The 22,096-nt window shown below is 72.5% G+C and carries 19 protein-coding genes and 1 pseudogene; 6 read left to right on the top strand and 14 right to left on the bottom strand.

Going from position 1 to position 22,096, the window contains the following annotated elements:
• Positions 1-28 precede the first annotated feature (28 nt).
• Both Sru01_RS24480 and Sru01_RS24485 read left to right on the top strand, forming a co-directional pair.
• Entirely contained in the window at positions 29-1,840 is a 1,812-nt protein-coding gene (locus Sru01_RS24480; RefSeq protein ID WP_203990160.1) for a CoA transferase, read from the top strand.
• Complete coding sequence (locus tag Sru01_RS24485) at positions 1,837-3,450, top strand: class I adenylate-forming enzyme family protein (protein ID WP_203990162.1); 1,614 nt, start codon at positions 1,837-1,839, stop codon at positions 3,448-3,450. The genes Sru01_RS24480 and Sru01_RS24485 overlap by 4 nt, the downstream gene beginning before the upstream one ends.
• Before the next feature lie 55 nt (positions 3,451-3,505).
• On the opposite strand, the gene Sru01_RS24490 is transcribed toward Sru01_RS24485, so the two are convergent.
• Positions 3,506-4,084 carry a sigma-70 family RNA polymerase sigma factor gene (locus Sru01_RS24490; protein WP_203990163.1) on the bottom strand — a complete coding sequence of 193 codons (579 nt, stop codon included), beginning with the start codon at positions 4,082-4,084 and terminating at the stop codon, positions 3,506-3,508.
• Positions 4,085-4,311: 227 nt separating this feature from the next.
• Here Sru01_RS24490 and Sru01_RS24495 point away from each other — a divergent pair, with 227 nt between their 5' ends.
• Together Sru01_RS24495 and Sru01_RS35865 are read left to right on the top strand one after the other, a co-directional pair.
• Positions 4,312-5,493 (top strand): MFS transporter, encoded by a 1,182-nt coding sequence (locus Sru01_RS24495; RefSeq protein WP_203990165.1) that lies wholly within the window; start codon positions 4,312-4,314, stop codon positions 5,491-5,493.
• On the top strand, positions 5,466-6,524 hold the full coding sequence (locus Sru01_RS35865) for a hypothetical protein (RefSeq protein WP_239137716.1): 1,059 nt from the start codon (positions 5,466-5,468) through the stop codon (positions 6,522-6,524). The genes Sru01_RS24495 and Sru01_RS35865 overlap by 28 nt, the downstream gene beginning before the upstream one ends.
• Positions 6,525-6,641: 117 nt before the next feature.
• On the opposite strand, the pseudogene Sru01_RS36645 reads toward Sru01_RS35865, so the two are convergent.
• From Sru01_RS36645 to Sru01_RS24555, 12 genes and pseudogenes are all read right to left on the bottom strand, one after another.
• Positions 6,642-6,881: pseudogene (locus tag Sru01_RS36645) on the bottom strand (FAD-dependent monooxygenase); the annotation flags it as partial.
• Positions 6,882-6,907: 26 nt separating this feature from the next.
• A complete protein-coding gene (locus Sru01_RS24505) occupies positions 6,908-7,726 on the bottom strand; it encodes a metal ABC transporter solute-binding protein, Zn/Mn family (protein WP_203990167.1) in 819 nt (272 codons plus the stop codon).
• The gene (locus tag Sru01_RS24510; RefSeq protein ID WP_203990168.1) at positions 7,723-8,556 is read right to left on the bottom strand and encodes a metal ABC transporter permease; all 834 of its coding nucleotides are present in this window, start codon (positions 8,554-8,556) and stop codon (positions 7,723-7,725) included. The genes Sru01_RS24505 and Sru01_RS24510 overlap by 4 nt, the downstream gene beginning before the upstream one ends.
• Entirely contained in the window at positions 8,553-9,215 is a 663-nt protein-coding gene (locus tag Sru01_RS24515; RefSeq protein ID WP_239137706.1) for a metal ABC transporter ATP-binding protein, read from the bottom strand. The genes Sru01_RS24510 and Sru01_RS24515 overlap by 4 nt, the downstream gene beginning before the upstream one ends.
• A 311-nt stretch (positions 9,216-9,526) precedes the next feature.
• Positions 9,527-10,111: a hypothetical protein gene (locus Sru01_RS24520; RefSeq protein ID WP_203990171.1), complete on the bottom strand. Its 585-nt coding sequence runs from the start codon at positions 10,109-10,111 to the stop codon at positions 9,527-9,529.
• A 149-nt stretch (positions 10,112-10,260) separates the two neighbouring features.
• Positions 10,261-10,896: a copper resistance CopC family protein gene (locus tag Sru01_RS24525; RefSeq protein ID WP_203990172.1), complete on the bottom strand. Its 636-nt coding sequence runs from the start codon at positions 10,894-10,896 to the stop codon at positions 10,261-10,263.
• Between the two features lie 89 nt (positions 10,897-10,985).
• Entirely contained in the window at positions 10,986-12,197 is a 1,212-nt protein-coding gene (locus Sru01_RS24530) for a Dyp-type peroxidase (RefSeq protein ID WP_203990174.1), read from the bottom strand.
• Entirely contained in the window at positions 12,197-12,751 is a 555-nt protein-coding gene (locus Sru01_RS24535) for a copper chaperone PCu(A)C (protein WP_239137707.1), read from the bottom strand. The genes Sru01_RS24530 and Sru01_RS24535 overlap by 1 nt, the downstream gene beginning before the upstream one ends.
• 223 nt (positions 12,752-12,974) lie before the next feature.
• Complete coding sequence (locus Sru01_RS24540; RefSeq protein WP_203990178.1) at positions 12,975-13,538, bottom strand: MFS transporter; 564 nt, start codon at positions 13,536-13,538, stop codon at positions 12,975-12,977.
• Between the two features lie 219 nt (positions 13,539-13,757).
• Positions 13,758-17,093: an ATP-binding protein gene (locus Sru01_RS24545; RefSeq protein ID WP_239137714.1), complete on the bottom strand. Its 3,336-nt coding sequence runs from the start codon at positions 17,091-17,093 to the stop codon at positions 13,758-13,760.
• A 2-nt stretch (positions 17,094-17,095) separates the two neighbouring features.
• Complete coding sequence (locus tag Sru01_RS24550) at positions 17,096-17,767, bottom strand: DUF4194 domain-containing protein (RefSeq protein WP_203990182.1); 672 nt, start codon at positions 17,765-17,767, stop codon at positions 17,096-17,098.
• Positions 17,760-19,307 (bottom strand): DUF3375 domain-containing protein, encoded by a 1,548-nt coding sequence (locus tag Sru01_RS24555; protein ID WP_203990184.1) that lies wholly within the window; start codon positions 19,305-19,307, stop codon positions 17,760-17,762. Before Sru01_RS24555 ends, Sru01_RS24550 begins: the two co-directional genes overlap by 8 nt.
• A gap of 155 nt (positions 19,308-19,462) precedes the next feature.
• On the opposite strand from Sru01_RS24555, the gene Sru01_RS24560 reads away from it, so the two are divergent.
• Positions 19,463-20,146, top strand: coding sequence for a hypothetical protein (locus Sru01_RS24560; protein WP_203990186.1), 684 nt, complete (start codon positions 19,463-19,465; stop codon positions 20,144-20,146).
• A gap of 305 nt (positions 20,147-20,451) precedes the next feature.
• Positions 20,452-21,105, top strand: coding sequence for a transcriptional repressor LexA (gene lexA, locus Sru01_RS24565; protein ID WP_203990188.1), 654 nt, complete (start codon positions 20,452-20,454; stop codon positions 21,103-21,105).
• A 33-nt stretch (positions 21,106-21,138) separates the two neighbouring features.
• On the opposite strand, the gene Sru01_RS24570 is transcribed toward lexA, so the two are convergent.
• Positions 21,139-21,972 (bottom strand): CPBP family intramembrane glutamic endopeptidase, encoded by an 834-nt coding sequence (locus tag Sru01_RS24570; RefSeq protein WP_203990190.1) that lies wholly within the window; start codon positions 21,970-21,972, stop codon positions 21,139-21,141.
• Positions 21,973-22,096 lie beyond the last annotated feature (124 nt).

Below are 22,096 nucleotides of genomic sequence, written 5' to 3' on the forward strand. Positions count from 1 at the left end.
CGGGGCCTCACCGTGGGGAAGGAGAGTCATGGCACATCCCGAGGCGATTCGATCGGCCCTCCCGCTCACCGGCGCCGTGATGCGTACGGGCGGCCCGCCCGCGCTCACCTCGACGATCGCGCGCCGGCTCCACCTGCTGGGAGTACCCGACCTCGAAGGGACGCGGGCCGGGAGCGATGGGGTCGTGACGCTCACCGCGGTGGACGGAAGCATCAGCGCGGAGATCGCCTGGGCCGGCGTCGCGCCGGCGGAGGAGGTGACCGACGAGGCCACCGCGCAGGCGGCCACCGGAGTCGCGCACGTGCACGGCCGCCGGGACGGCACCCCCCGCGGGCTCGCGGTCGACTACCTCTCCATGGCCGCCGGAGTCCTGGCATCACAAGGGCTGCTGGCGATTCTGCTCGGCCGGTCTCGCGGCCTGGCCGTGCAGCGCGTGCGCACCGCCGTGGACCTGGCCGGGCTCCTCGCCGTGGGCCAGTATCTGGCCTGCGCGGCGGCCGAGGAGGACGAGGCGGTGCCGCTCGACCCGGGCGGGCCGCCGTTCACCACCTCCGACGGCATCGCCTTCGAGGTCGAGACGCTTGACTCCCGGGTATGGGTGGCGTTCTGGCAGTACCTCGGAACGACCGAGCGCCTCGCGGGCGCCGCCTGGCGGTCCTTCCAGTTCCGGTACGCCACCGCGTGCTGCCCCCTGCCGCCCGAACTGCACGCGCGGGCGCGAGCGCACACCTGGGAGGACGTACGGGCCGCCGCGGATCGGTCCGGCATATCGCTGTGCGCTCTCACCCGGCTCGTCGACCGCCTGACCGATCCGCCCGCGAACGCGCCCTGGCAGCTGTCCCTGCTCGGAGCGGGCGCCACGGCGGGTGCGGCCGGCCGGCCGGCCTCCGCCGACATCGCCCGGCCGCTCGCCGGGTTCACCGTCGTGGAGGCCGGCCGGCGTATCCAGGCCCCGTTGGCGACCTGCGTCCTGCGCATGCTCGGAGCCGACGTCATCAGGATCGAGCCGCCCGGTGGCGACCCGCTCAGGGGCATGCCGCCTACCTGCGGCGGACTGTCGGCGCGCTGGCTTGCGCTCAACCGGGGCAAGAAAGCCATCGAGATCGACATCAAGTCGGCGGCGGGACGTGCCGAACTGCTCGACCTGGTCGCCGGCGCCGACGTCTTCCTGCACAACTGGGCTCCCGGCACCGCCGAGCGCCTCGGCCTCGACGGCGGCGATCTGTCGGCCGTCAACTCCCGCCTCGTGTACGCGTACACGAGCGGCTGGGCGGGACGGCTGCCCGGCGCGCCGCTGGGCACCGATTTCATGGTCCAAGCCCGCTCGGGACTCGCCGAGGCCGTGCGGCCCGCGGGCGAGGACCCGGCGCCGTCTCTGATGACGCTGCTCGACGTCTTCGGCGGTCTCATCGGGGCCGAGGCCGTGCTGGCCGGGCTCCTGCTGCGCGAACGGGAGCGGCGGGGCGTGCGGGTGGACTCCTCGCTGCTGGGTGCGGCGGAGATGCTCATCGCACCCGCGCTGCGCCGGGCGGCCCGAGGTGAACGGCCCCGTGCCCCGGAGGGGTTCCGGCGTCCCCTGGGCGCCGCCGACGGCTGGGTCGCCGTCGCCGACGACGATGCCGCCGGCGCGCAGGAACTCATCGGTCCCCGCGGCCGGCTGAGCGACCTAGGCGGAATCGCCACGGCGCAGGCGGTCCGCTCCCTCAGGGCCGAGGGCGTTCGCGCCACGGCGGTGACGGCCCCTCTCGACGCCGTGACCGGTGACCCGCGCTTCGCCGCGGCCCTCACCCGTGACGCGCACGGCGCTCTTGTCGTGCCGACCCCCTGGAGGTTCTCATGACCACTCAGTTGATCGACCTCGTCCCGGCCACGCTGCGCCGGAATTGGGCCGCCGAGGGCACCTACCCCGATCTCGCCCTGTACGCGCTCTTCCGGGCACACCGCGTCGCCGATCCCGGCCGGAGCGCGGTCGTCGACGCGGCGGGACACCTGAGCTATGCAGAACTCGACATGCTCGCCCGCTCCGCGGCGGCGAGCCTGCGGGCGCTCGGCGTATGCGAGGGCGACGTCGTCGGAGTCCAGTTACCCAACAGCGCGGACGCCGTGATCGCCGACCTGGCGCTGGCCGCCCTGGGCGCCGTGGTGCTCCCCTTCCCCGTCGGCCGAGACGTCTGCGAAGCGGTCTCGCTGCTCGGTCGCTCCGGAGCCAGGGCCGTCATCGCCGCCTCCGACCACCGGGGCGTCCGGCATGCGGCCGATCTGGTGGCGGCGAGGGAGCGGCTGCCCGCGCTGCGGCTCGTCGTCGCGGCCGGACCGGGCGACGCGCCCGCGGGCAGCGTGCCATGGACCGAGTTGACGGCCGGGCACAACCCGGGGTTCGTCCCGGCCCGGCCCGATCCCGACGAGGCCGCCCGTATCCTCGTATCCTCCGGCTCCGAGGCCGACCCCAAGATGATCGCCTATTCACACAACGCGCTGGCCGGCGGGCGCGGCAACTTCCTCGCCACGCTGATGGAGGACGGCCGTCCGCCGCGGTGCCTGTTCCTGGTCCCGCTGGCCTCCGCCTTCGGCAGCAACGGCACCGCCGTGACCATGGCCAGGCACGGCGGCACGCTGGTGCTGCTCGATCACTTCAATCCCGGGCGCGCTCTGGCCGCGATCCGCGACCACCGGCCCACCCACGTGCTGGCCGTGCCGACCATGGTCCGCAAGATGCTCACCGAACCGGCGCCCGAGCCGATGCCGCCGATGACCGCGCTGGTCCTCGGCGGCGCCGACCTGGACCCCCCGACCGCCACGGCGGCCCGTGAGCGGTTCGGCTGTCCTGTGGTCAACCTGTACGGCTCGGCCGACGGGGTGAACTGCCACGGCGGCCTGCGGCCGGAGCCGCCGGCGGCGGGACCCGGCACCGTCGTCGGCTCACCGGATCCGCGGGTCACGGACATCCGCATCGATCCCCTCGGAAACGACGATCCGGTGGGAGAGATCATCGCCCGGGGTCCGATGACCCCCATGTGCTACGTGGGGGCACCCGAAATGAACCAGCGCTACCGAACCGCTGAGGGCTGGGTACGTACCGGTGATCTGGGACTGATCGACGAGCACGGACGTCTGCGTCTGGTGGGCAGGCTGAAGCAGATCGTCATCCGAGGAGGACTCAACATCAGTCCCGCCGAGGTCGAGCGAGCCGTGGCCACCCATCCCGGGGTGGCCGAAGCGGTCTGCCTGGGGATACCCGACCCGGTGTTCGGCGAGCGGCTCGCCGTATGCCTCGTCGCGCGGCCCGGCACGGCCGTCGACCTCCCCGAACTGTGCGCGCATCTCACCGCGCAAGGCCTCGACAAGCGCAAGCACCCCGAATCGCTGCTCGTGGTGGAGTACATCCCGCTCAACCCCGCCGGCAAGCCCGACCGGCGGGCACTGCGCGACCGCCTGCTGAAGTCAGGCTGAGCGACTTCCGGGGCCGGAGCGCCTCCGGCCCCAGAAGTCTCGCGGCGGGAACGGATCAGGCCGCTCGTTCGGCGGCCAGCAGGGACGCGACGAGTTGGCGGCGGGCCCGCGCCACCCGCGAGCGCACCGTGCCCACCGGACATCCGATCAGCACGGCGGCCTCCGCGTAGGACAATCCCATGAGCCGGGTCAGGACGAACGCCTCACGCCGCTGGCGCGGCACCTGGGAGAGCAGGTCGTCGAGGGCCACGCCGTCCTCGTGACCGGGCAGCCCGCGCGGCAGGCACCGTTCGGCCGCACTCTGCCAGTCGGCGACATCGGCGACGGCCGGACGCGCCGCCGCCGAGCGGAACATGTCGACGACGACCCTCCGGGCGATCGACAGCAGCCAGGTGCGTGCCGACGAGCGGCCGGCGAACCTCGGCAGGCTGCCGAGCGCCCGCACGAAGGTCTCCTGGGTCAGGTCGTCGGCGGTCTGCACATCGGACAGGTAGGCGAGGAAGCGGCGCACGTCGGGGTAGAACGCGCGGGCGAACGCCTCTACATCCTCGGAGGTCCCTTCGCGTGCGGCCAGGGCGAGAGCCGTGAGCCGGTGGTCGTCGGCGGATCGATGGTCACTGGTGGCAGAGAACATGGTGAGCGTTCCTTCCGTCCCGGGCAGTGGCCGAGCGGCTCGGAGGATGCGGCGTCGGGTGACCGGTGCGCGGACGGGCCACCGGGATCAGGCGGCGGCCCGCGCGTCCGGCGGGACGGCGTCACCGGAATTCCTCCGTCCGGGAACTCACCGGGGCCCGCCCACGACTGCTGGTGCACGATCGTCGCGCGCTACTGCGGGCGAGATCCCGGCGAGAGGAGAAGGCCATGCGAACGCCGGTGCGTCCGCCGAACGAGGCGGCCGGGACGAGGAGCGTCACCGCACTGCTCACCGCTGTGATGGGCGTCTCCATGGTGCAGTTGTTCCTCATCGGGGCGCTCGGCCCGCACCTGGTACAGGCGGGCGTACCGCGCACGGTGCTCGGACTGACGACCACGGCGGGCTTCGGCGTCGCCGCCGCGCTGTCGTACACGGCGGGCCGATGGGTGGACCGGCTCGGTGCCCGCCGCTGCATCCTCGCCCTGCTGGTGATCGCGGCCGCGGCCCTGGCGCTGATCTCCGTCTCCGGTGGGCCGTGGATGCTGCTGCCGGCGGTGGCGCTGGGCGGGCTTCCGCAGGCGCTGGCCAATCCCGCGACCAACAAGGTGATCCTTGTCGTGGTCGAGCCCACCCGGCGCGGCGCGGTCACGGGCTGGAAACAGTCGGGCGTCCAACTCGGAGCGCTCGCGGCCGGACTGCCGCTGGCCATTGTCGCCGCGTGGGCGGGCTGGCGGGGTGCGGTCGCCGTCTCGGCGGCCATCGCCTTGCTCGTCGCGGTGTGGGCGGCACGCGTCCTGCCGCCCGACCCCGTGCGGGCCTACTCGCCGCATTCGGTGGCGCCGCCCGCGAGCGGTGTCGCCGTCCTGGCCTTCTTCTCCTTCCTCCTCGGTTGCGCCATCGCGGCGGTCAACACCTACCTGTCGCTCTACGGGGCACAGCGGCTCGGGCTGAGCCCGGTGGTCGCGGGGTGGCTGGTCGCGGTGCTCGGCGTCACCGGTGTCGCCGGCAGAGTCGGCTGGGCACGCCGGGCCGGACGCGTACCCCGGGCCGATGCGCTGCTCGCCCCTTTGGCGGCCGGCGCCTGCGCGGCAGCCCTGCTGCTGTTCGCCTCCGGAAACGCGTCCGCCCTGGTGTGGGCGGGTGCGGCCGCCGTCGGGGCCTTCGCCGTCGCCGCCAACGCCGTCAGCATGGTCGCGGTGATCAGGCGGTCGGATCCGCGTACGGCCGGACGCGACTCCGCGCTCGTGTCGGCCGGCTTCTTCGCCGGCTTCGCCGCCGGGCCACCCCTGTTCGGGGTCGTGGTCGACGCCACCGGTTATGGCCCCGCGTGGCTGCTGGTCGCCGGCGCGTTCGCCGCGGCGGCCGTCGTCGCGGCGCCTGCGTGGTTCGGATCGAGGGCACGACCGTGAGCTGGGAGCGGCGGGCCCTCGGCCACATCCTGACGCGGGTGGCGGAGACGGAGTCGCGAGCCGCGCCACGATGGCCGCTGTACGCCGACCCGGCGTCGGGAAGCTGGACGACCACCGCTCGCGGTTCATGGGCGGGCGGCTTCTGGGCTGGTCTGCTGTGGTTGCGCGTCATCGTGCACGGAGACGAGGGCGCCAGTGCCGCCGCGCGGTCGGCGGCACTGGCGCCCTGGCTCGATGCCGACACCGCGGCCCGAGGCCTGATCTTCTGGTACGGCACGTCCCTGGCGCGCGACCGCCCGGAGTCCGAAGCGCTGCGAGAGCGTGCGGCACAGGCCTGTCTGGACGCCTTCGATCCCACGCTGGGAATGGTGCCGTGGGGCACGGCGTTCGGAGGGCCCCGGGAGCTGGCCAGGGTCGACGCCCTGCCCGGCCTGGTGCCCCTGCTCGGCCTGGCCGGGCCGCCCGGGGACGCCGCCGCCGGTGCGCAGTTGCGCCTGCAGCTCGACCTGACGGACGACGCGGCCGTCCCCGCGTGGGCGCGCCGACCGGACGGCACGTGGCGGCCCCATCCCGAACCGCCCTCCGGGTGGAGCCGCACCATCGGCTGGCTGGCGCTCGCCTGCGCCGACGCCGCGCACACCGGACAGGTTCTGCCACCCGGCGAGCTGCGCCAAATCCTCGCCCGGCCTTGCGTCGCGGCCCGCTTCGCTCCCGGCTCGCCCGCGGTGCCTCCCGCCTCGGCCGTGCGGCGGGGCGGTCCGCCCGACACCTCTGCCGCGGCCATCGAGGCCGTGGCGGCCCTCAAGCTGGCCGCGCTGGCCGAGGGCCGGGCCGCCTCCGCCCTGCGTGACCGGGCGGCGGGCGTGCTCGCCGAACTGGTGGGATCGCATCTGCGTGACGGCCGTCTGCTCGACGGCTGTTACGACCTCGTCCATGGTGTGGCCACCCGTCATGAGCTGGTGTGGGGAGATTTCTTCCTGGCCGCGGGCCTCGCGATGCTCATCGGGGCGATCGGACCGTTCGCCTGCTGAGCGTCGCGTCCAGCGCCGCGGCGAGCGCGTCTCCGGGATGGCCGGCCGGGGGTGGCGCCAGGCGACGTACCCGTCCGGCCTGATCAGGACCGCCCGCCGAAGGAGAAGTGCAGGCTCTCCTCGCGGGACCCCCTCTGCCACGACCTGGTCTTCCAGGCCGTAGCCGCGCAGCACCTCCACGGTCCGGATGCTGAGCGCCCGGCCGTTGAGGAAGGGTGAGTTCGCGGGGTGTCTTTCGACCGGTGTTGCGGCGACTCCGGCCCGGGACCGGGCGATCGACGTGCACAGGCCGACCGGTCCGCCCCCAACGATGAGCACGGGTGTGTCCACAGGATCCTCCAGGGCGGGGGCGGCCACGGGCAGGGCCGCCCCTGGTCGGCGCGTCAGCTGAGTGCGGCGGTGAGGGCGTCGGCGTTGCGCTGGAACACCTCCAGCAGGTCGAGCCCCTGGCCGGGGAAGTTGTCGATGACCACCCGTTCGGCGTCGACGTTGGCCAGGGCGTCGCCTCCAGGCATCGCGGAGTTGTCCAGAATGAGCTGCGGCTTCTTGGCGGCCAGCTCGGAGACCTGACTCGCCGTGGGCGGCTGAGGGCCGTAGGTGCCCGCGGGGGTGGCGCCCGCGAGGTCGGCGGCCCAGGCGACGAACGCCTGGGTGACGACGACCGGCGGGGTCCCGCCCGCGGCGGCGCTGACCTTCTGCTTGAGCGCCGCGTACTCGGTGTCGAAGGAATCGATCCACTTCGTGGCGGCGTCAGCCGTGCCGAACTCGGCCCCCAGCCGCTGGACCTCGCTCTTGACCGTGGCGGGCGTGTTGTCCAGCGTCAGCGCGATCAGTTTCGCCTTGGATCCCGCCGCATCCTTGATCTTGCCGGCGAACCCTTCGAAGTCCGCATAGAGCACGATGTCGGCTTGGGCCACCTTGGCCAGGTCGGACGGTTTGGGGTCATAGTCGGGCGCGTGCTGGACGCCGGGAGGGACGATGACGGCGACGTCGGTGGCTCCTGCCGCCCTGGCGAAGCCGGCCTCCCATGAGGACGCGGCCACGATCTTCAGTCCCTCGACCGTGGCGGCGGGAGTCGCCGCCGTGCCGCTCTGCTCGCCGCCGCAGGCGGCGGTGGCGAGGGCGACGGCGGCGGTGGCGGTGGCGGTGGCGGTGGCGGTGGCGGTGGCGACCACGAGGCGTAGCCGGTGCAGGGTGATCATCGGGAGATGGCCTTTCTTCGTGGTGCGGAAACGGCGGGTAACGCATGGAGAAGGAGGGTGCACACCCCACCCAGGAGCACGAGCGTGGGTCCCGGCGGGAAGTCCAAGATCAACGAGATGAAGAAGCCGCCCACGTTGAACACGAGGCCGAAGATCACCGACCAGCGGATCATCGCGGGCAGGGAACGGCCGACGCGGCGTGCCGCCAGGGCCGGCAGCAGGGTCAGGGCGTCGACGAGCAGGGCTCCGGTCAGCCGGATCGCCGACGCGATGGCCACGGCGACCACGACCAGCAGGATGAGGGTCAGCCGTTCGACCGCGACCCCCGAGCACAGCGCGAGCTCCCGATCGTGCAGGAGCAGGGCCAGATCACGGCGGCGCAGGACGTACAGCAGCGGGACGACGACCGCGAGCACCGCGAGCGCGAGCACGTCGGCGGGCCTAGTGGCCAGGATCGACCCCCACAGCAGCTCGAAGGCGCCGTTGGCGTTCACCCCCGAGAGCGACAGGACCAGCAGCGCGGCGGCGACCGCGAGCGTCATCAGCAGGCCCATCGCCCCGGAGAGGCCGGTGGCACTGCGGGCGAGCGGGGTCAGCGCTCCGCCGGTCAGCCCGCACAGCACCAGCGCGCACAACAGCGGGTCGAGCCCGGTCAGCAGCCCGATCGCGATGCCCAGCAGCGCCACGTGCATCATCGCGAAGCGGACGGGCATGATGTCCAGCCCCACGATGAAGACCCCGACGATCGGCAGCGCGACGGACCCGAGCACCAGGGCGACCAGGGCCAGCCGTACCGATGGGATGTCGAGCAGGACGCCGAGCGAGTTCACGCGATCTCCCGCAACCGTCCGGCCGCCATCTCGGCGACCCGGCCGCAGGCCTCGACCATGGCCCGGTCGTGCGTGACCACCACGACCGTCACCGGGAGTTCCGCCAGCACGGCCGCCACCTGCTCCTGCCCCGCGAAGTCGAGCGCGGCCGTCGGCTCGTCGGCGAGCACCAGCCCGGCACCCGCCGCCACCTGACCCAGAGCGCGAGCCAGGTAGGCCCGCTGCAACTGGCCACCTGACAGCGTGCCGAGCGGGCGGTCGAGCAGGTCGCCGACGCCAAGCTCGCCGGCGGCACGCACCGACCGCTCCACGTGACCGCCGCTCGCGAGCAACTCGCTCAGCAGGAGCGGAAAGCGGCCTGCGGTCTGGCGCTGGGGCACCCAGGCCACCTCCGATCGGCGCCGGGCCCAGTCGGCCGTCCCGCCCGCCCGTGCTCCGCCGACCTCGATCAGGCCGCTGGTCTCGCGGTGCAGGCCGAGGATCGCGCGGAGCAACGTGCTCTTGCCCGACCCGTTGGTGCCGGTGATGGCCAGATGCTCGCCGGGGGCAAGGTCGAGATCCACGCGATCCACCGCGGTGAGCCGGCCGTGCCGGCAGGTGACACCGGCGAGGCGGAGCGGGGCGGCGTGCGCGGACAGACCTCGGGGAGGTGATGACATGGTCATGCTCCTGCGGCAGGCGGGTAGGCACGCGGCCCGGCGCGGACCACGGCGAAGGAACGGCGAAGGAACCGGTGGGCCAGGCGGCCGACCGGAATCGAGGCAAGCCGGCGATTGACGCGGCCGGCGCCGATCAGCGGCGGGATGACCTCGCGGCTACCCCGGAAGGGCGGTGCGCGACCCGAGCGGGCGAGTCATCGCCTACGCCGACCGCGGCGCACGGAATGACGCGACGTACCCCAGGTACGTTCCGTCGTGTCGCCCGATAGCGGCATACCGGCAGGAAACGACATCGGAGACGTCGACAGATGTCAGCCGGCCAGGAAGGACACCGGCGGCCCACGCCGGTGGATCGCCGAGGCGATCTCCCGCCTGCCGCGGTACGCCCGCGCACCCGCGATCGGCGACACCTGCTGCACGGGCGTCGTGACCGGCGTGGCGCCGCCGAGCAGCCGGCGCAGAACTGTGACCGGGCCCATGGCCAGCAAGCGCAGCAGAAGCCAGATCGCGACCTCGCCGCGGTGAAGCCACCAGCCGGAGATCGTCCCGATCACGAGATGCACCAGCGCCATGCCGATGCCGAGATGCCCGTGGTCGGGGTGAGTGCCGTGGGCGAGATGTTCCGCGCCTGACGTCGCCGTCCGGGCGAACAGCTCGTGAAGCAGTGCCTGAGTGCCGATGCTCGTTGTGAGCAGGACCTCCATCCGAGGCTCGTGTCCGCTGAGCGCGTACGCGAGCACCATGGCCACCAGGGCGCCGGCGCCCAGAACGCCCGGCGGCACCGAGCCGCCCCCGGCGAAGGCATGGCCACCCGCGGAGATGACGACGCACACCGTCGCGAAGACGAGGGCTCGCAGCACGCGCAGCACCGGATGCCGGGGGGACACGAACATCATCCTGTCAGCCTGACGCCTCGCCGAGAAGACCCATCGGAATCAGAGTGGTGAACATCGCCGGTGGACGTGTGGCTTGCCGCCAGGTCTCATCGGGTGGCTCACCACGTCTTACCACGATGGATCCGCCCACCCAGCCTCGTGAACATGTTCTAGGAGGCGGGCGGGCCCGCTCCCCTATGCGGGCCGGCGGGGTCCTGGCGCCGCCGGCCGCGGCGGCTGCCGACCCACCCCGCGGCCGCTATCGCGACCAGGAAGGCGGTCGCCCACAGCCAGCCGGGAATACCGGAAGATCCGGCAGCCGGATCGCTTCCTGCCGCCGGTGCGTCCGTCGCCGACGGGGCGTCGGTGGTCGTGGTCGTGGCCGTGACCGTGGCCGGCGGAGAAGCGGTCGGAGACGATGTCGCCGGCGGCGAGCCGGGTGACGGGGGCGTGCTCGAGACGGTGACGGTGAAAGGGATCTCCCCTTCGATGGGGTGACCGTCGGAGGACACCACCCGCCAGCCAATCACGTATCGGCCCGGAGACAGTGGTCCGGTGACATCGACGAGCACCTTGGCCCCGTCCAGGCGCGGCTTGCCGATCGCGACCGCTCCCGCCGGGCCGCGCAGCACCATGGCCGGGAAGCGGACGCGGGCGGTGTACTCCAACTCGACGCGATCGAGACCGGAGATCTCGGCGTTCCGCTCGGGAGAGCTGCGCTTGAGCTGGTCGTGCGCGGCGGCGGGGAAGGCCGTCAGACCCGACAACAGCCCCCAGCACGCCAACATCGCCAGCACGGTGGCCATGCGACACCACCGCACCGACCGGAGCGGCCGGGCGGTTCGCCGGCGAACGCGGGCGGGGGTGATGGCCGGATGGCGGATGATCGGGAAACTCATGTCAGCAGGCCCTCGCCGATCCAGCCACCGGAGTCGCAACCCGGCGGGATGGCGAACACGGCCGAGCCGACCGGCGTGGTCCACTCGTTCAGCAGGTCGACCTCGGCCAGCCGCCTCTGGACCGGCAAGAACTGGCGGGTGATGTCGGCCTGGTAGGAGGCGAAGACCAGCCCGCTGTCGGCGTGTCCGCCTGCGGACAGACCCTCGTCGTAGTTGTAGACCCGGCGGTAGATCCGCAGGGCGGGGTCGGCGGTGTGCGCCCGGCGGATGTGGGCGTATTCGGAGATGGCCGGCAGCCCTACCGCGTTCAGCTTGGTGAAATCGGGTTCGTCGTGCTCGCGGGTACCCGTGAGCGGAGCACCGTTGTCCATACGGCGGCCGATGGTGAACTCCTTTGCGGTCCGATCGGCGGCGTCCCAGGTCTCCATTTCGGCCCGGATGCGCCGTAGTACCAGGGTGGTGCCGCCATGCAACCAGTCCGGTCCCTCACGCACCCACACCGCGCGGTCGAATTCGGGGGTGCCAGGCACCGGGTTGACGGTGCCGTCCAGCTGGCCCATGACGTTGCGCTGGGTCTGCCCGGCCTCCTGGATCCCGACGCCGCGCCGGAACCCGCGCTGCGTCCAGCGCACCCGCGTGAAGGCGCGAACGTCCTTGACGATCATGCGTAGAGCGTGTGTGACGGTCATCGGGTCGTCAGCGCAGATCTGCACCAACAGGTCACCGCCGCTCCAGCGCTTGTCCAGCTTGTCGATGGAGAAGCCGGGCAGGGGGGCGATCTGCCTCGGGCGAAGGCCGACCGTGCCGGCCGCCTCGAACAGGCCGGGGCCGAAGCCGAAGGTGACGGTCAACCGGGCGGGCAGCACCGCCAGTTCCGGCTCGGTATCCGCCAGCGCCGGCCTTCCCTCGGCCAGGCGGCGGGCGTCATCGGTCAACAGCCGCATCATGCGTCCAAGACCCTCCCGGTCGACTCCGGTGCGCAGATCCAGGCCGACGAAGACGGCATGCGCCTGCGGGCTGGTGGCGATTCCGGCCTGGTGCGATCCGTGGAACGGCTCGACCGCGGTTCCGGACCGCGCGGCCGGAGCCTGCGCGGTGGCGGAAGCCGGGGTGAAGGCGTGCGCGGTCAGGGCGCCTGCCGCAGCGGCGCCGGAGGTCAGCAGGCCCCGCCGGGTGAGCGGGAGCCCGCCGGTTCGACGGTCCGCCATCAGCCCTTGTCCCCGCCGTCCTCGCCGCCCATGTCCATGCCGCCCTCGCCGGAGCCGGGCTGGTAATCCTCCTTGCCGCCGGCGAACTCCTTGCCGATCGCGGTGAACCGCAGGGTGCCGCCATCGGCCAGGGTCAGGGTGAAGGGGATCTCCGCGCCCGGCTCGACCTTGTCGGCGACGCCCATCAGCATGATGTGATCGCCGCCGGGCGTCAGCTGGTGGGTACCGCGGGCGGGGATCACGAAGCCGCCCTCCTTGGGGCGCATCACCATCTTGCCGTCGGACTCCACGACCTCGTGTAGTTCGATCTTCGGTGACAGCGGGGAAGCACCAGAGACCACCCGCACCTCGGTGTCGGTGTTGTTGACCAGGGTGCCGAAGGCGGCGGTCATGCCCTTATCCGTGGCCTTGACCCAGGGGTCGATGACCGACAGGACAGATGTAGGAGACGCGGCCGGCGCAGCGGTGGCCGGGGCGCCCGAAGCCGGGGCGGCCGTAGGGGCGGCGGAGGCGGTGCCGCCGGCCGCGCACCCGCTCACGAGCAGGGCGGCCATGACCAGAGCCGAAGGCGCCAGAGCGGGGAGAACGCGGGAACGCGGGAAGCGAGAATGCATGACGTGACAAGGCCTTCCAGGGGATGCCTCGGCAGCAGAGGGTTGAGGGCGTGCCGAAGGCGGATTCACGCAGGTTCGATCAGCGGCCGATGGACGAGATGGCCGCCGGTTTCCGGGCCGATGGCGCCGGGAATGAAGACGTGCTCCGGCGTCCGCGCGGCGGTCAGCCGGAGAAGAAGGGAACCTGCGCGTACGGCGGCCCGCGCCGCGGCGCGGCGGTGGCCAGCAGCACCGAGCGCAACCGGTCCGGTTCGGGCGCCGCCACGGCTACGACCGGCTTGTGGGCCGGTTGCAGGTATGCGAGCAGAACGAGGCGCGAACGCACCGCCAGCCGGCGCAGCATCCCCCACAGCGCGGCCTCGCCCCGGGCCAGCCACAGTGCGCTGAGCCCGGCCACCCAGGCGTGCGCGACGAGCATGCCCGTACCTGGCGCCTGACCTGACATGTGCATGTGACCTGTGACGCTGTGGACCATGGGAGCGTGATCGAAGGAGAAGAGCACGTGCAGGACCACCTGCACCGCCGCCAGCAACGGGAAGATCACCGTCATCGGGCGCTCGCGCCCTGAGGCCGCCGTCGCGGCGCCGAAGGCCAGCAGCAGGGCGCCTGCCGCGGCCGGCGCCGAGACCGAACCGCCGCCCAGGCGATGCGCCGCCACGCTCAGCCCCAGGCACACCACGGCGAACACCGTGGCGCGGGCAAGACGGAGCGGCAGAGCGGCGGTCATTATGCGACCATCATGGCATCTCATCCCCTTGCCCCGGAACCCGGTACCCACCCGGCACTTGGGGCGGCGTACCCGAGACGCTCGACCGTCGACACGCCGGCGCGGAGTGGGACGGGGAACACGACCGGGTCGCCGCGGTCCACGCACCCGGCTTCCCCCATTTCTGGTCGATCTTGTGGCGGACGGCCGTGACGGCGTCCTCCGGGGTGACGAGTGGGCTCATGCGTCCGGAACGCCGACCAGGGGCTTGGCCCAGGATCGGCCCTCGGAGTTCTTGAAGATCAGGTACTCCGCGTCCACATGCGGCTCGATCGCGCTGTGCTTGTCGTTGGGGGCGCCGATGACGAGCTGGAAACCGAGGCCGCGCCACGCGCCGATGGCCCGGCCGGTGAAGTGCGCGTCCGCCTTGATCAGCGCCTCGTCGAGGAAGACGGGGGCGTAGCGGGGGCGTTCGGCACCCGCGTCGCCGAGCTGGTACCGCAGTGCGGCCCCGACGATGAAGGCGACCAGCTCCTGCGACTCGCCGCCGGACTTCTCGCCGATGTGGTCGTACACCGCGACGTGCCCACCGTCGAGATCGCGTTTCTCGGCACTGATCCGGACGTGGTTGCGCACGTCGACGAGGTCGGCGAAGTCGGGCGCGGTGCGTCGGATATGGTCGATCACCTTGGTCATCCGGTGATAGGCGCGTTCCCGCTCGTCGTCCGTCGCCGCCTGGTCGATGATGGCGCGTACTTCGCGCAGCTCCTTGCGGAACCGGGCGCGCACCGCGGAGTGGCTCTCCTGCGGGTCGATGCGCAGCCGGTGTTCGTCGTCGGCGAATGGCAGCTCGGCGAGGATGCGGTTGACCGGGTCGATCCGGTCCCGGATCTCCCGGACGGCGGCGGCGAGCTCGCTGTCCAGGCCGGTCAGGTCGTTGCCGGACAGCTTGAGCAGGCTGTCCCGCCATTCGATCTCCAGCTCGTGCAGCCCGCTGGTCTCCAGGTCGGTGAGCAGGCGATCGTAGTCGCGGTACGAGTCGTCCGGGTCGGTGCCGAGGTTCGGGTTCGGCCACCGCTCGACGAACGTCGAGAACGCGTCGAGCAGCGCCTTCTTCGACCTGCCGATCGTCTCCGCCGCGGCCCGCCGGTCGGCGTGGAGCCGCTCGGCGGCCCGCTTCACCGCCGCGTCGAACTCCGCGAGCTCGCCCGCCGCGGTGCCGTCCGGGTCGCCGCCGAACAGCGCCTCCAGGTAGGCCCGGTGTTCCCGAGTGACCTCGGTTCCGGTCTTCACGGCCGTGTCGAGCGCCTGCTGGGCGCGGTCCACCTCGTCGACGGTCGACTCCCAGGACGTGCGGAGCATCTCCACGTCGTCCTTCTGCCGGCCGACGCGTTCGGTCAGTTCCCTGACCCGCTCCTTCAGTTCGTCCAGTCGGCCCTGCAGCCGGTCGATCCTCGGGTTGCCCGCGCGGACCTCCTCGACGACGCGGGTCCAGCGCCCCAGTTCCTCCTTGACGGACTCGACGTCCAGCCGGTCCCACGACAACTCGGTCAGGGTCTGGTAGGTCGTGCGTCCGGCCTCGAACGAATTGAGGTCCTCCTCCGCCGCCGCCACCCGGCCGACGGCATCGTCGAGGCGTTCCCGCGCCCGGCCGATCCGGCGGTCGAGGTCGGCGAGCGACCTGCTGTTGGTGAAACCGAGCAGGTTGGCGCGGCCGTGGCCGCCGTGCGCGCCGCGGCCGCCCTCGGAGGTCTGGCCGGTGATCGTGAGCGCCTTGGGGTGCTGCGCCAGCAGCCTCGGGGTCTCGACGCAGACGAAGTCGAACCGCCGGGCGAGCTCGCTCTTGAGCCAGGGGGTGAACGGCGACGGCCGGTAGTCGAGCCGGCCGGGGAGCGTCCTGTCGTCCAGCCCGACCTCGTCCCGCAGGCCGGTACGCACGCCCTCGAAGTGGATGCGCCGGGCGACCGGCACCGCGTTGATCGCCTCGCGGAACGCGTCCAGCCGGCCGATGTCGATCAGCATCCGGGTGGCGAATCCGCCGAGCGCCAGGTTGAACGCCTCGCGCCACGGTTCGAACTCCGTCCGGACCTCGATCAGCTCGGCGACGAACGGCACGTCGTCCGGGCCGAGCCCGGCGGCCTCGGCCAGCGCCGCGCGAGCCGCGTGCAACTCGGCCGGGATGTTGCCCCGCCGGTTCTTGGCCGCCTTGTGCTCGGCGAGCAACCCGGCGAGCTCGCGGCCGGCGTCCTTCTTCTCCGCCATCGCGTCGGCGAACCGCTCCTGGGCGGCCCGCCTGGCGCCGGCGTCGGCCAGCGACCGGCGCGCCGTCTCGACCAGTGCGGCGAAGTCATCCGCCGTCGACACGCCGGCGCCGATGGTGGCGAGCGCCCGGTCCAGCCGATCCCGGGCGTGTTCGACATCGGCCAATCGTTGCTCCACGCCGCGGATCTCCCGGAGTGCGTTGTCCAGACGATCACCACCGGACGTGCGAAGCGTGTCGGCCACCCCATCGCGCTGTGTTTCGGTCGCTTTGACCAGGGCGGCGGTCTCGGTCAGTTCCTCCCTGGCCCGGCGGTGCCGCTCGGCCAGGTCCGTCTCGGCGGAGCGCAGCAGGTCGAGCCGGCGTTCGTGACGCCACAACGCGGCGGGGGACGACGTGTCGATGAAGGATCCGATCTCGTCGATCAGGCGCGACCGGTCCGCCGCCTCGTCGATGGCGCGCCGGTGTTCGCGGATCGGGGTCAGCGCCTTCACCTGCCGGCGGGCGGTGATCATCCTGGTCCGGGTGCCGGACAGCTCGTCGAACTGCTGTACCACCGCGTCCGCCGTGGCCAGGGTGGACGGCTCCTCGAGGACCATCGTCTTGTAGAGCGCGTCGACGGTGGTGATCTGCTGGCCGGCCTGGATCCGGCCCAGCAGCGCGACCGCCTTGTGCCCGTCGCCCGCGGCGCCGATGCCGAGCGTGGTGTGGAGGCGCGCGGTGAAATCACGGTCGGTCTCGCACCAGTTCAAGCCGGTCGCCAGGACCTCGGCACGGGCGAGCTTCCTGTTCGCCGGCCCTTCCAGGGTGCGCAGGTGGTACGAGTGGTCGCAGGTGGCGCGCACGGCCACGACCTCGTCGAGGCTGCGGGCGGATGACGGGACGTACCAGGCCCGGAGCGCGGTGAACTCGGCGCCGGTGCGGTCGGCCCAGGTCATCGCGATGGCGGACCAGGTGTCGCGGCCGTCGCCACGTAGCACCCGCGACTTCGTCTCGCCGTCGCTCCGGGACTCGTCGAGCTTGCCGCGCGCGTAGGAGAGGATGTTGCGCTGGTCCTTGCCACGGGGCCTGCCGACCACTCCGCCGTTGGACGCCCCGTTGAAGGGGGTCGTGTGCGGCATGAGCAACGCGATGTAGGAGTCCATCAGCGTCGACTTGCCGGAACCGGAACCTCCGCTGAGCAGGGTGGCGCCGGGTGCGAACCGCAGGTGGTGATACCCGTCGTAGCCGCCCCAGTTGACCAGTTGCAGGTCCCGCGCCACCCACTGCCGTCCCCGGGACGCCGCCGGGATCAACCCGAACAGCGTGTCGATCATGCTCACGCCGTGGCCTCGTTCCGTCCGCGCAACCACTCTTCCATCTCGGCGAGCTTCGCGGTGCTCAGCACGACCTCCACCAGCGGGGTGATCCGGTACCGGCCCGCGGAGTCCTCGGTGAGCAGACCTTCGGTGACCAGCCGTTGCACCGCGTTGCGGACCTCCTGCTGGCCGCGGGCGAGGTTGTGGTCGTTCGGGTCGAAGTAGGTCAGCACGCTCTGCTCCAGCTCCTCGATGTCCACCCGGGCGGACGCCTCGCCCGTGCCGCGTTCCCGCTGGAAGACGGTCCGCAGGTGCACCAGCACCAAGGTCTCGGCCCGGTTGTAGGGGTCGTCCTTGAGGAGGATCGGCACGTCCAGCTCCACCGAGCGAACCTGCTGCTTGTAGGCGACGCCCCGGTCGTGGTCGACCACGAGCCGGACGAACAGGTCGTGCATCCGCGATTCGATGATCTGCTGGTTCTCCAGCAACGTGCGCCACTGCGCGGGGTTCTTCTCCGCGAGCAGGAACTTGCGCCGCAACAGCTGGACCAGCACCCGCCGCACCTCGGCGTCCAGGGTGCCCGCGTCGCCGGCGAACAACTCGGCCGGATCGTCCTCCATCGAGATCGGGTCGATGAAGCCGGCCGCCGTGCCCGCCGACCAGCCGTCGCCGGCGCCGCCGGGCTCACTCATCCCCATCACTCCTGTCCGCGCTCGCGGGGTCCGCCGGGTTCGCCAGGTCCGCCGGGTTGGCCGGGTTGGCCGGGTTGGCCGCCACCACACCGCCGAGGGCGAACCGTCGCCGGGTCCGGTCGGGCCGGACCGTGTCGACCACCGCGACCTCGGCCGTCTCGGTCATTCCGGCGTCATGGGCGATCTCCAGCAGGCCGAGCAGGTCGACCGGCCGCCGGATGTCCTCGGCCGCCGCGCGGAACGCGGCCGTCACGTCCACGCTGCCCGCGGCGCCCGCGTACGCCGCCAGGTGCGCGCGCAGCTCGGCGTACCGGGGACCGCCCCATGCCCGGGTGTCCGCCGCCGGGACGTCCTCGGTCTCGTCCCATTCTCGCAGCGGCGCGGGCGGCTGCGGGGGCCGCAGGTCGCTCATCCGCTGCCGCAGGTGTCCGACGTCGGCCACCGGCAGGCGGCGGAGCGGCTCGACGGCCTCGCCGCGGCGCGAGCCGGGAACCCACTTGTGCAGACCGGACATCACATCCCGCAGGAGTTCGTCCACCTGGCGATCTCGCATCGGATCGTGGTTGCGGACCTGGGTGGTGATCACATGGGATGCCTGCCGCTGCGCGGCCAGCACCTCCTTGACGCCCTGCTCGATCCGGCGCGAGATCTCGGTGAGCTCCCGCCGCTGCTGCTCGGGTAGCAGCTCGGTGAACCGGTGCCGCAGCACCGTGCGCAGCTGGTTCCACAGGTCGTCGATCTGCGCCGGGTCACCGATCAGGCGCAACGCCCCCGCGAACGCCCGGCCTTCCGGTGTCGCGTCGAGGATCTGCCGGCCCCGGGCCAGGTACTCGCGGAGCACCTCACCGGTCGGCCGCACGTCGTGCCGCAACTCCGCGACGACGTCGCGCTGGATGGCCTTGATCGACTCGGCCACCCGGGCGAAGTCCGCGGGCAGCTCCCGCACCAGGTGCAGCACGTTCTCGGCCGCCTCGAGCAACTGCTCGTCCTCGACGGTCTCGACGGCGCCCCCCTGTTCGAGCCGGGTGAGCTCCGTCTGACGATGCCGGATCTCCTCGTGCAGGCGCAGTACCCGGGCCATCGCGTCCGGATCGGCGTCCTGCGCGAGTCGCTCGATCGCGTCCAGCAGCGTCCGGACCCGGGACTGCGACACCCTGGTCCGCGCTCCGCCGACCCGTCCGGCGACCTCGAGCGCGCCGACGCCGTAGGCGGACAGCCGGTACACCTCGACATCGTCGTCAGAGACCTGCCGCACCAGCCACCCGGCCTGCACCCACTGCCGGCACAGGTCCCGCGCGTTGCCGGTGGGCAGCGGCCGGCCGCCCTCGTCGCCATAGCCCGCGGCCCGCAACTGGTCGAGGGCGTCGTTGATCTCCGCGTGCGAGTCGGCCACCGCCACCCTCGGCCGCTCGGCGGTGAAGACCATCGCCAGCACCGTCACCACGAACGGCGCGTGCGTCTGGTGGAGCAGGGCGAGCATCGGATTCTGGAACGCCCGGAGCGCGCCCTGGTAAGCGCCTTCTACCCCTCGTGTACCCATCGCCAGATAGCGTACGGCGGAGGTACGACACCGCCGGCTTACCCCGCCGTGGCCGCTGCTCCGCCGGCGGGTCCCACTCCTCGGACATCGGTCTCGACAAACGATCTGTGACTGCCTATTTTCGTGAGCGGACTGCAGGCGCGAGAGGAGCGGCGATGGCCCGGCGGACGGCGACGGCTCCATCGGCTCCGACCAGGCCCGGCACGTCCCCACCGCGGCGGCCGGTGGCGGGGTACGCCATCGCGATCCTGCTCACCTTGGTGGTCGCGGGTCCGATCGGTTATCTCCTCGGCCGGCCCGACGCCACGCAGGCCGCCATCGCCGATCTGCGGGCGGCGGACGCCAGGCGTGACGTCCAGCAGATCGCCGAGCTCACCAAGACGGCGCGCACGACGGCCGACGAGCTGAAGCCCGTGCTGGCGGGGTTGTACGCGGTGTTCCCCAAGGCCGGCACCGCGAGCGCCGGACCGGGCGGCCCGGCCAGGTTCGACGATTGGCGACCGGTCCTGCGGCGGGCCGCCGAACGGCACGCCGACAACCCGTCGGGTACCACCGCCACCAACCTGGCGCGATCGGCCTTCCGCACGGCCGTCGACGCGCTGGCCGCGGCGATCGACACCTACGCGAGCGCCGAGAAGCTGCCGGCGGACTCCCGGCGCGCGCTCGAGGAGGTGGCCGGGCGGCAACGCTCGGCGGCGGTGGCCATGTGGTCGGTCGCGGCCACCCAGCTCGACCAGATCAACGTGGACGCGGGCCATGGCCACCAGCACGTGTACCTGACGGACGCGGAGGGGGAACACGCGATGACCGAGGACGACGTTCCGGAAGGGCGTGAGTGACGGCCCGGTTGCCGTGAGCGCCGCCCGCATCACGGGATCGACGAAGTTATCCACAGGTTCGTACACAGGTTCGAATTGGATCTCCACCGGCGGAGTCGCGCGAAACCTGTGAACATCGCCACTGCGGTCACATCAGGTCCAGGTCCGCGCCGCACGCGTCCGGCACCGCACCGTGTCCGAGGCGCCGGGTCACCGCCTCGACCCGGGCGGGAGCCGCCGCAGCAGGGTCCCCCGTCGGCGAGGACGGCGTACAGGCATGGTCGAGACAGCGCCCCGGCCGCACCGCCACGTCTACCATTTCGCGGGTGACCACTTACGAGGATCCTGACGAGTATCTGGACTTCGCGGGCCTGTCACCGCGCCGGCGGCGGATCCTCGCGGTGATCCGCGACCGGGTGGTCAGGTACGGTCATCCGCCGAGCACCCGCGAGATCGCCGACGCGGTCGGGCTGCGGTCGGCGTCCTCGGTGTCGAGGCACCTGAAGATCCTGGAGGAGCTGGGGTTCCTCCGCCGGGGCGCCACGGTGACCCGGCCGATCGACGTGCGCCCGTTCCTGCGGCCGCCGGCGTCGGAGCCGGCCGCCGACCTGGTGACCGTACCGGTGGTGGGCGAGATCGCCGCGGGTGTCCCCATCCTGGCCGAGCAGTCCATGGACGAGGCGCTGACCCTGCCCCGCGACCTCACCGGACGCGGCGAGGTGTTCGCCCTGCGGGTGCGGGGGGACTCGATGATCGACGCCGCGATCTGTGACGGTGACATCGTCGTGGTGCGGCGGCAGCCCGAGGCGCACTCGGGCCAGATCGTCGCCGCGCTGATCGACGATGAGGCCACCGTCAAGGTGTACCGCCGGAGCGGCGGGCGCGTCCTGCTCGAACCCCGCAACCCCGCCTACGACGTCATCGACGGTGCCGGCGCCGTGGTGCTGGGCATCGTGGTCTCGGTGCTGCGCAACATCTGAGCGCCCCGCCACGGGCCGCGCCGGTCGGTGCTCTCAGCGGCCTTCGCCGGTCGCCGGTTCCGGCCGGGCCGCGGGCACCGGTTCCGGTCCGGTTCCCGAGCGGCGGAACGGCCGGCCGATCAGGACGCCGGCCAGGGTGAGGCCGGCGGTCATCAGGAGCAACTGCACGCCGTAGTGGGTGTCCGCGGTGGCCGCCAGACGCAGGCCGATGTGCAGGCCGGTGTGCACGCCCACCGCCATCCACACCGCGCCGCCGCGCAGCCGGGCCATGGCACACGCGAACCCCAGCGCGGTGGCCATCAGGACGTACAGCAGCCTCTCGGCGAGGGTGTCGGCCGGGCTCTGCGAGATGATGTGCAGCGCCCCGAACCCCACCGACACGGTGGCCACCACCGCCGCGGTGGACAGCCGGCCGGACAGCGTGTCGTACAGGTGGCCCCGCCACACCAGTTCCTCGGGAAAGGCCTGGGCCAGGACGATGGCGGCGAGCACGACCGGCAGATTCGACAGCAGCGCCCCGCCCCGCTGCGGCCACTCCGCCCAGCTCGTCACCCCCAGCGCCACCGCGAGGGCGGCGGGAAGCGCGACGGCGGCCACGCCCGCGGCCAAGCCCGCCAGTGCCTGCGGGACGGCGGCCCACGACCAGGTCAGCCCGACTCCGGACCAGCTCTGCCGATGGAGGAAGCGGCGGACGGCGTACACCAGCGGGACCGAGACGAGCGTCACCGACAGCGCGGCGAGGATCCGGATCAGCGGGCCGTCGCGCCCGCCGGCGAGCAGCATCACCAGTAACGGCCCCGCGGCGGTCTGAACGATCATCACACCGAGCGCTATCAGTACGGCCCAGACGGGTTTGGTGGCTCTCATGCGGCAACGCTAGGCGTCTCCCCGGGCCTGGCACATCGAGCGTCGGGTAGAGCCGGACCATGACCAGGGTCATGCTTTCGGCCGGGACGGTCCCATCAGCGTGGCGGAGATCTAGGGTCGGTGG

The organism is Sphaerisporangium rufum, assembly GCF_016863395.1.
GTDB classification, from domain to species: Bacteria; Actinomycetota; Actinomycetes; order Streptosporangiales; family Streptosporangiaceae; genus Sphaerisporangium; species Sphaerisporangium rufum.

Excerpts from the sequence above, each read along its gene's own strand:
- Sru01_RS24480 (WP_203990160.1), top strand. The coding sequence starts at position 29 with ATGGCACATCCCGAGGCGATTCGATCGGCCCTCCCGCTCACCGGCGCC.
- Sru01_RS24485 (WP_203990162.1), top strand. The coding sequence starts at position 1,837 with ATGACCACTCAGTTGATCGACCTCGTCCCGGCCACGCTGCGCCGGAAT.
- Sru01_RS24490 (WP_203990163.1), bottom strand. The coding sequence starts at position 4,084 with ATGTTCTCTGCCACCAGTGACCATCGATCCGCCGACGACCACCGGCTC.
- Sru01_RS24495 (WP_203990165.1), top strand. The coding sequence starts at position 4,312 with ATGCGAACGCCGGTGCGTCCGCCGAACGAGGCGGCCGGGACGAGGAGC.
- Sru01_RS24505 (WP_203990167.1), bottom strand. The coding sequence starts at position 7,726 with ATGATCACCCTGCACCGGCTACGCCTCGTGGTCGCCACCGCCACCGCC.
- Sru01_RS24515 (WP_239137706.1), bottom strand. The coding sequence starts at position 9,215 with ATGTCATCACCTCCCCGAGGTCTGTCCGCGCACGCCGCCCCGCTCCGC.
- Sru01_RS24520 (WP_203990171.1), bottom strand. The coding sequence starts at position 10,111 with ATGATGTTCGTGTCCCCCCGGCATCCGGTGCTGCGCGTGCTGCGAGCC.
- Sru01_RS24525 (WP_203990172.1), bottom strand. The coding sequence starts at position 10,896 with ATGGCCACCGTGCTGGCGATGTTGGCGTGCTGGGGGCTGTTGTCGGGT.
- Sru01_RS24530 (WP_203990174.1), bottom strand. The coding sequence starts at position 12,197 with ATGGCGGACCGTCGAACCGGCGGGCTCCCGCTCACCCGGCGGGGCCTG.
- Sru01_RS24535 (WP_239137707.1), bottom strand. The coding sequence starts at position 12,751 with ATGGCCGCCCTGCTCGTGAGCGGGTGCGCGGCCGGCGGCACCGCCTCC.
- Sru01_RS24540 (WP_203990178.1), bottom strand. The coding sequence starts at position 13,538 with ATGACCGCCGCTCTGCCGCTCCGTCTTGCCCGCGCCACGGTGTTCGCC.
- Sru01_RS24545 (WP_239137714.1), bottom strand. The coding sequence starts at position 17,093 with ATGATCGACACGCTGTTCGGGTTGATCCCGGCGGCGTCCCGGGGACGG.
- Sru01_RS24550 (WP_203990182.1), bottom strand. The coding sequence starts at position 17,767 with ATGAGTGAGCCCGGCGGCGCCGGCGACGGCTGGTCGGCGGGCACGGCG.
- Sru01_RS24555 (WP_203990184.1), bottom strand. The coding sequence starts at position 19,307 with ATGGGTACACGAGGGGTAGAAGGCGCTTACCAGGGCGCGCTCCGGGCG.
- Sru01_RS24560 (WP_203990186.1), top strand. The coding sequence starts at position 19,463 with ATGGCCCGGCGGACGGCGACGGCTCCATCGGCTCCGACCAGGCCCGGC.
- Sru01_RS24570 (WP_203990190.1), bottom strand. The coding sequence starts at position 21,972 with ATGAGAGCCACCAAACCCGTCTGGGCCGTACTGATAGCGCTCGGTGTG.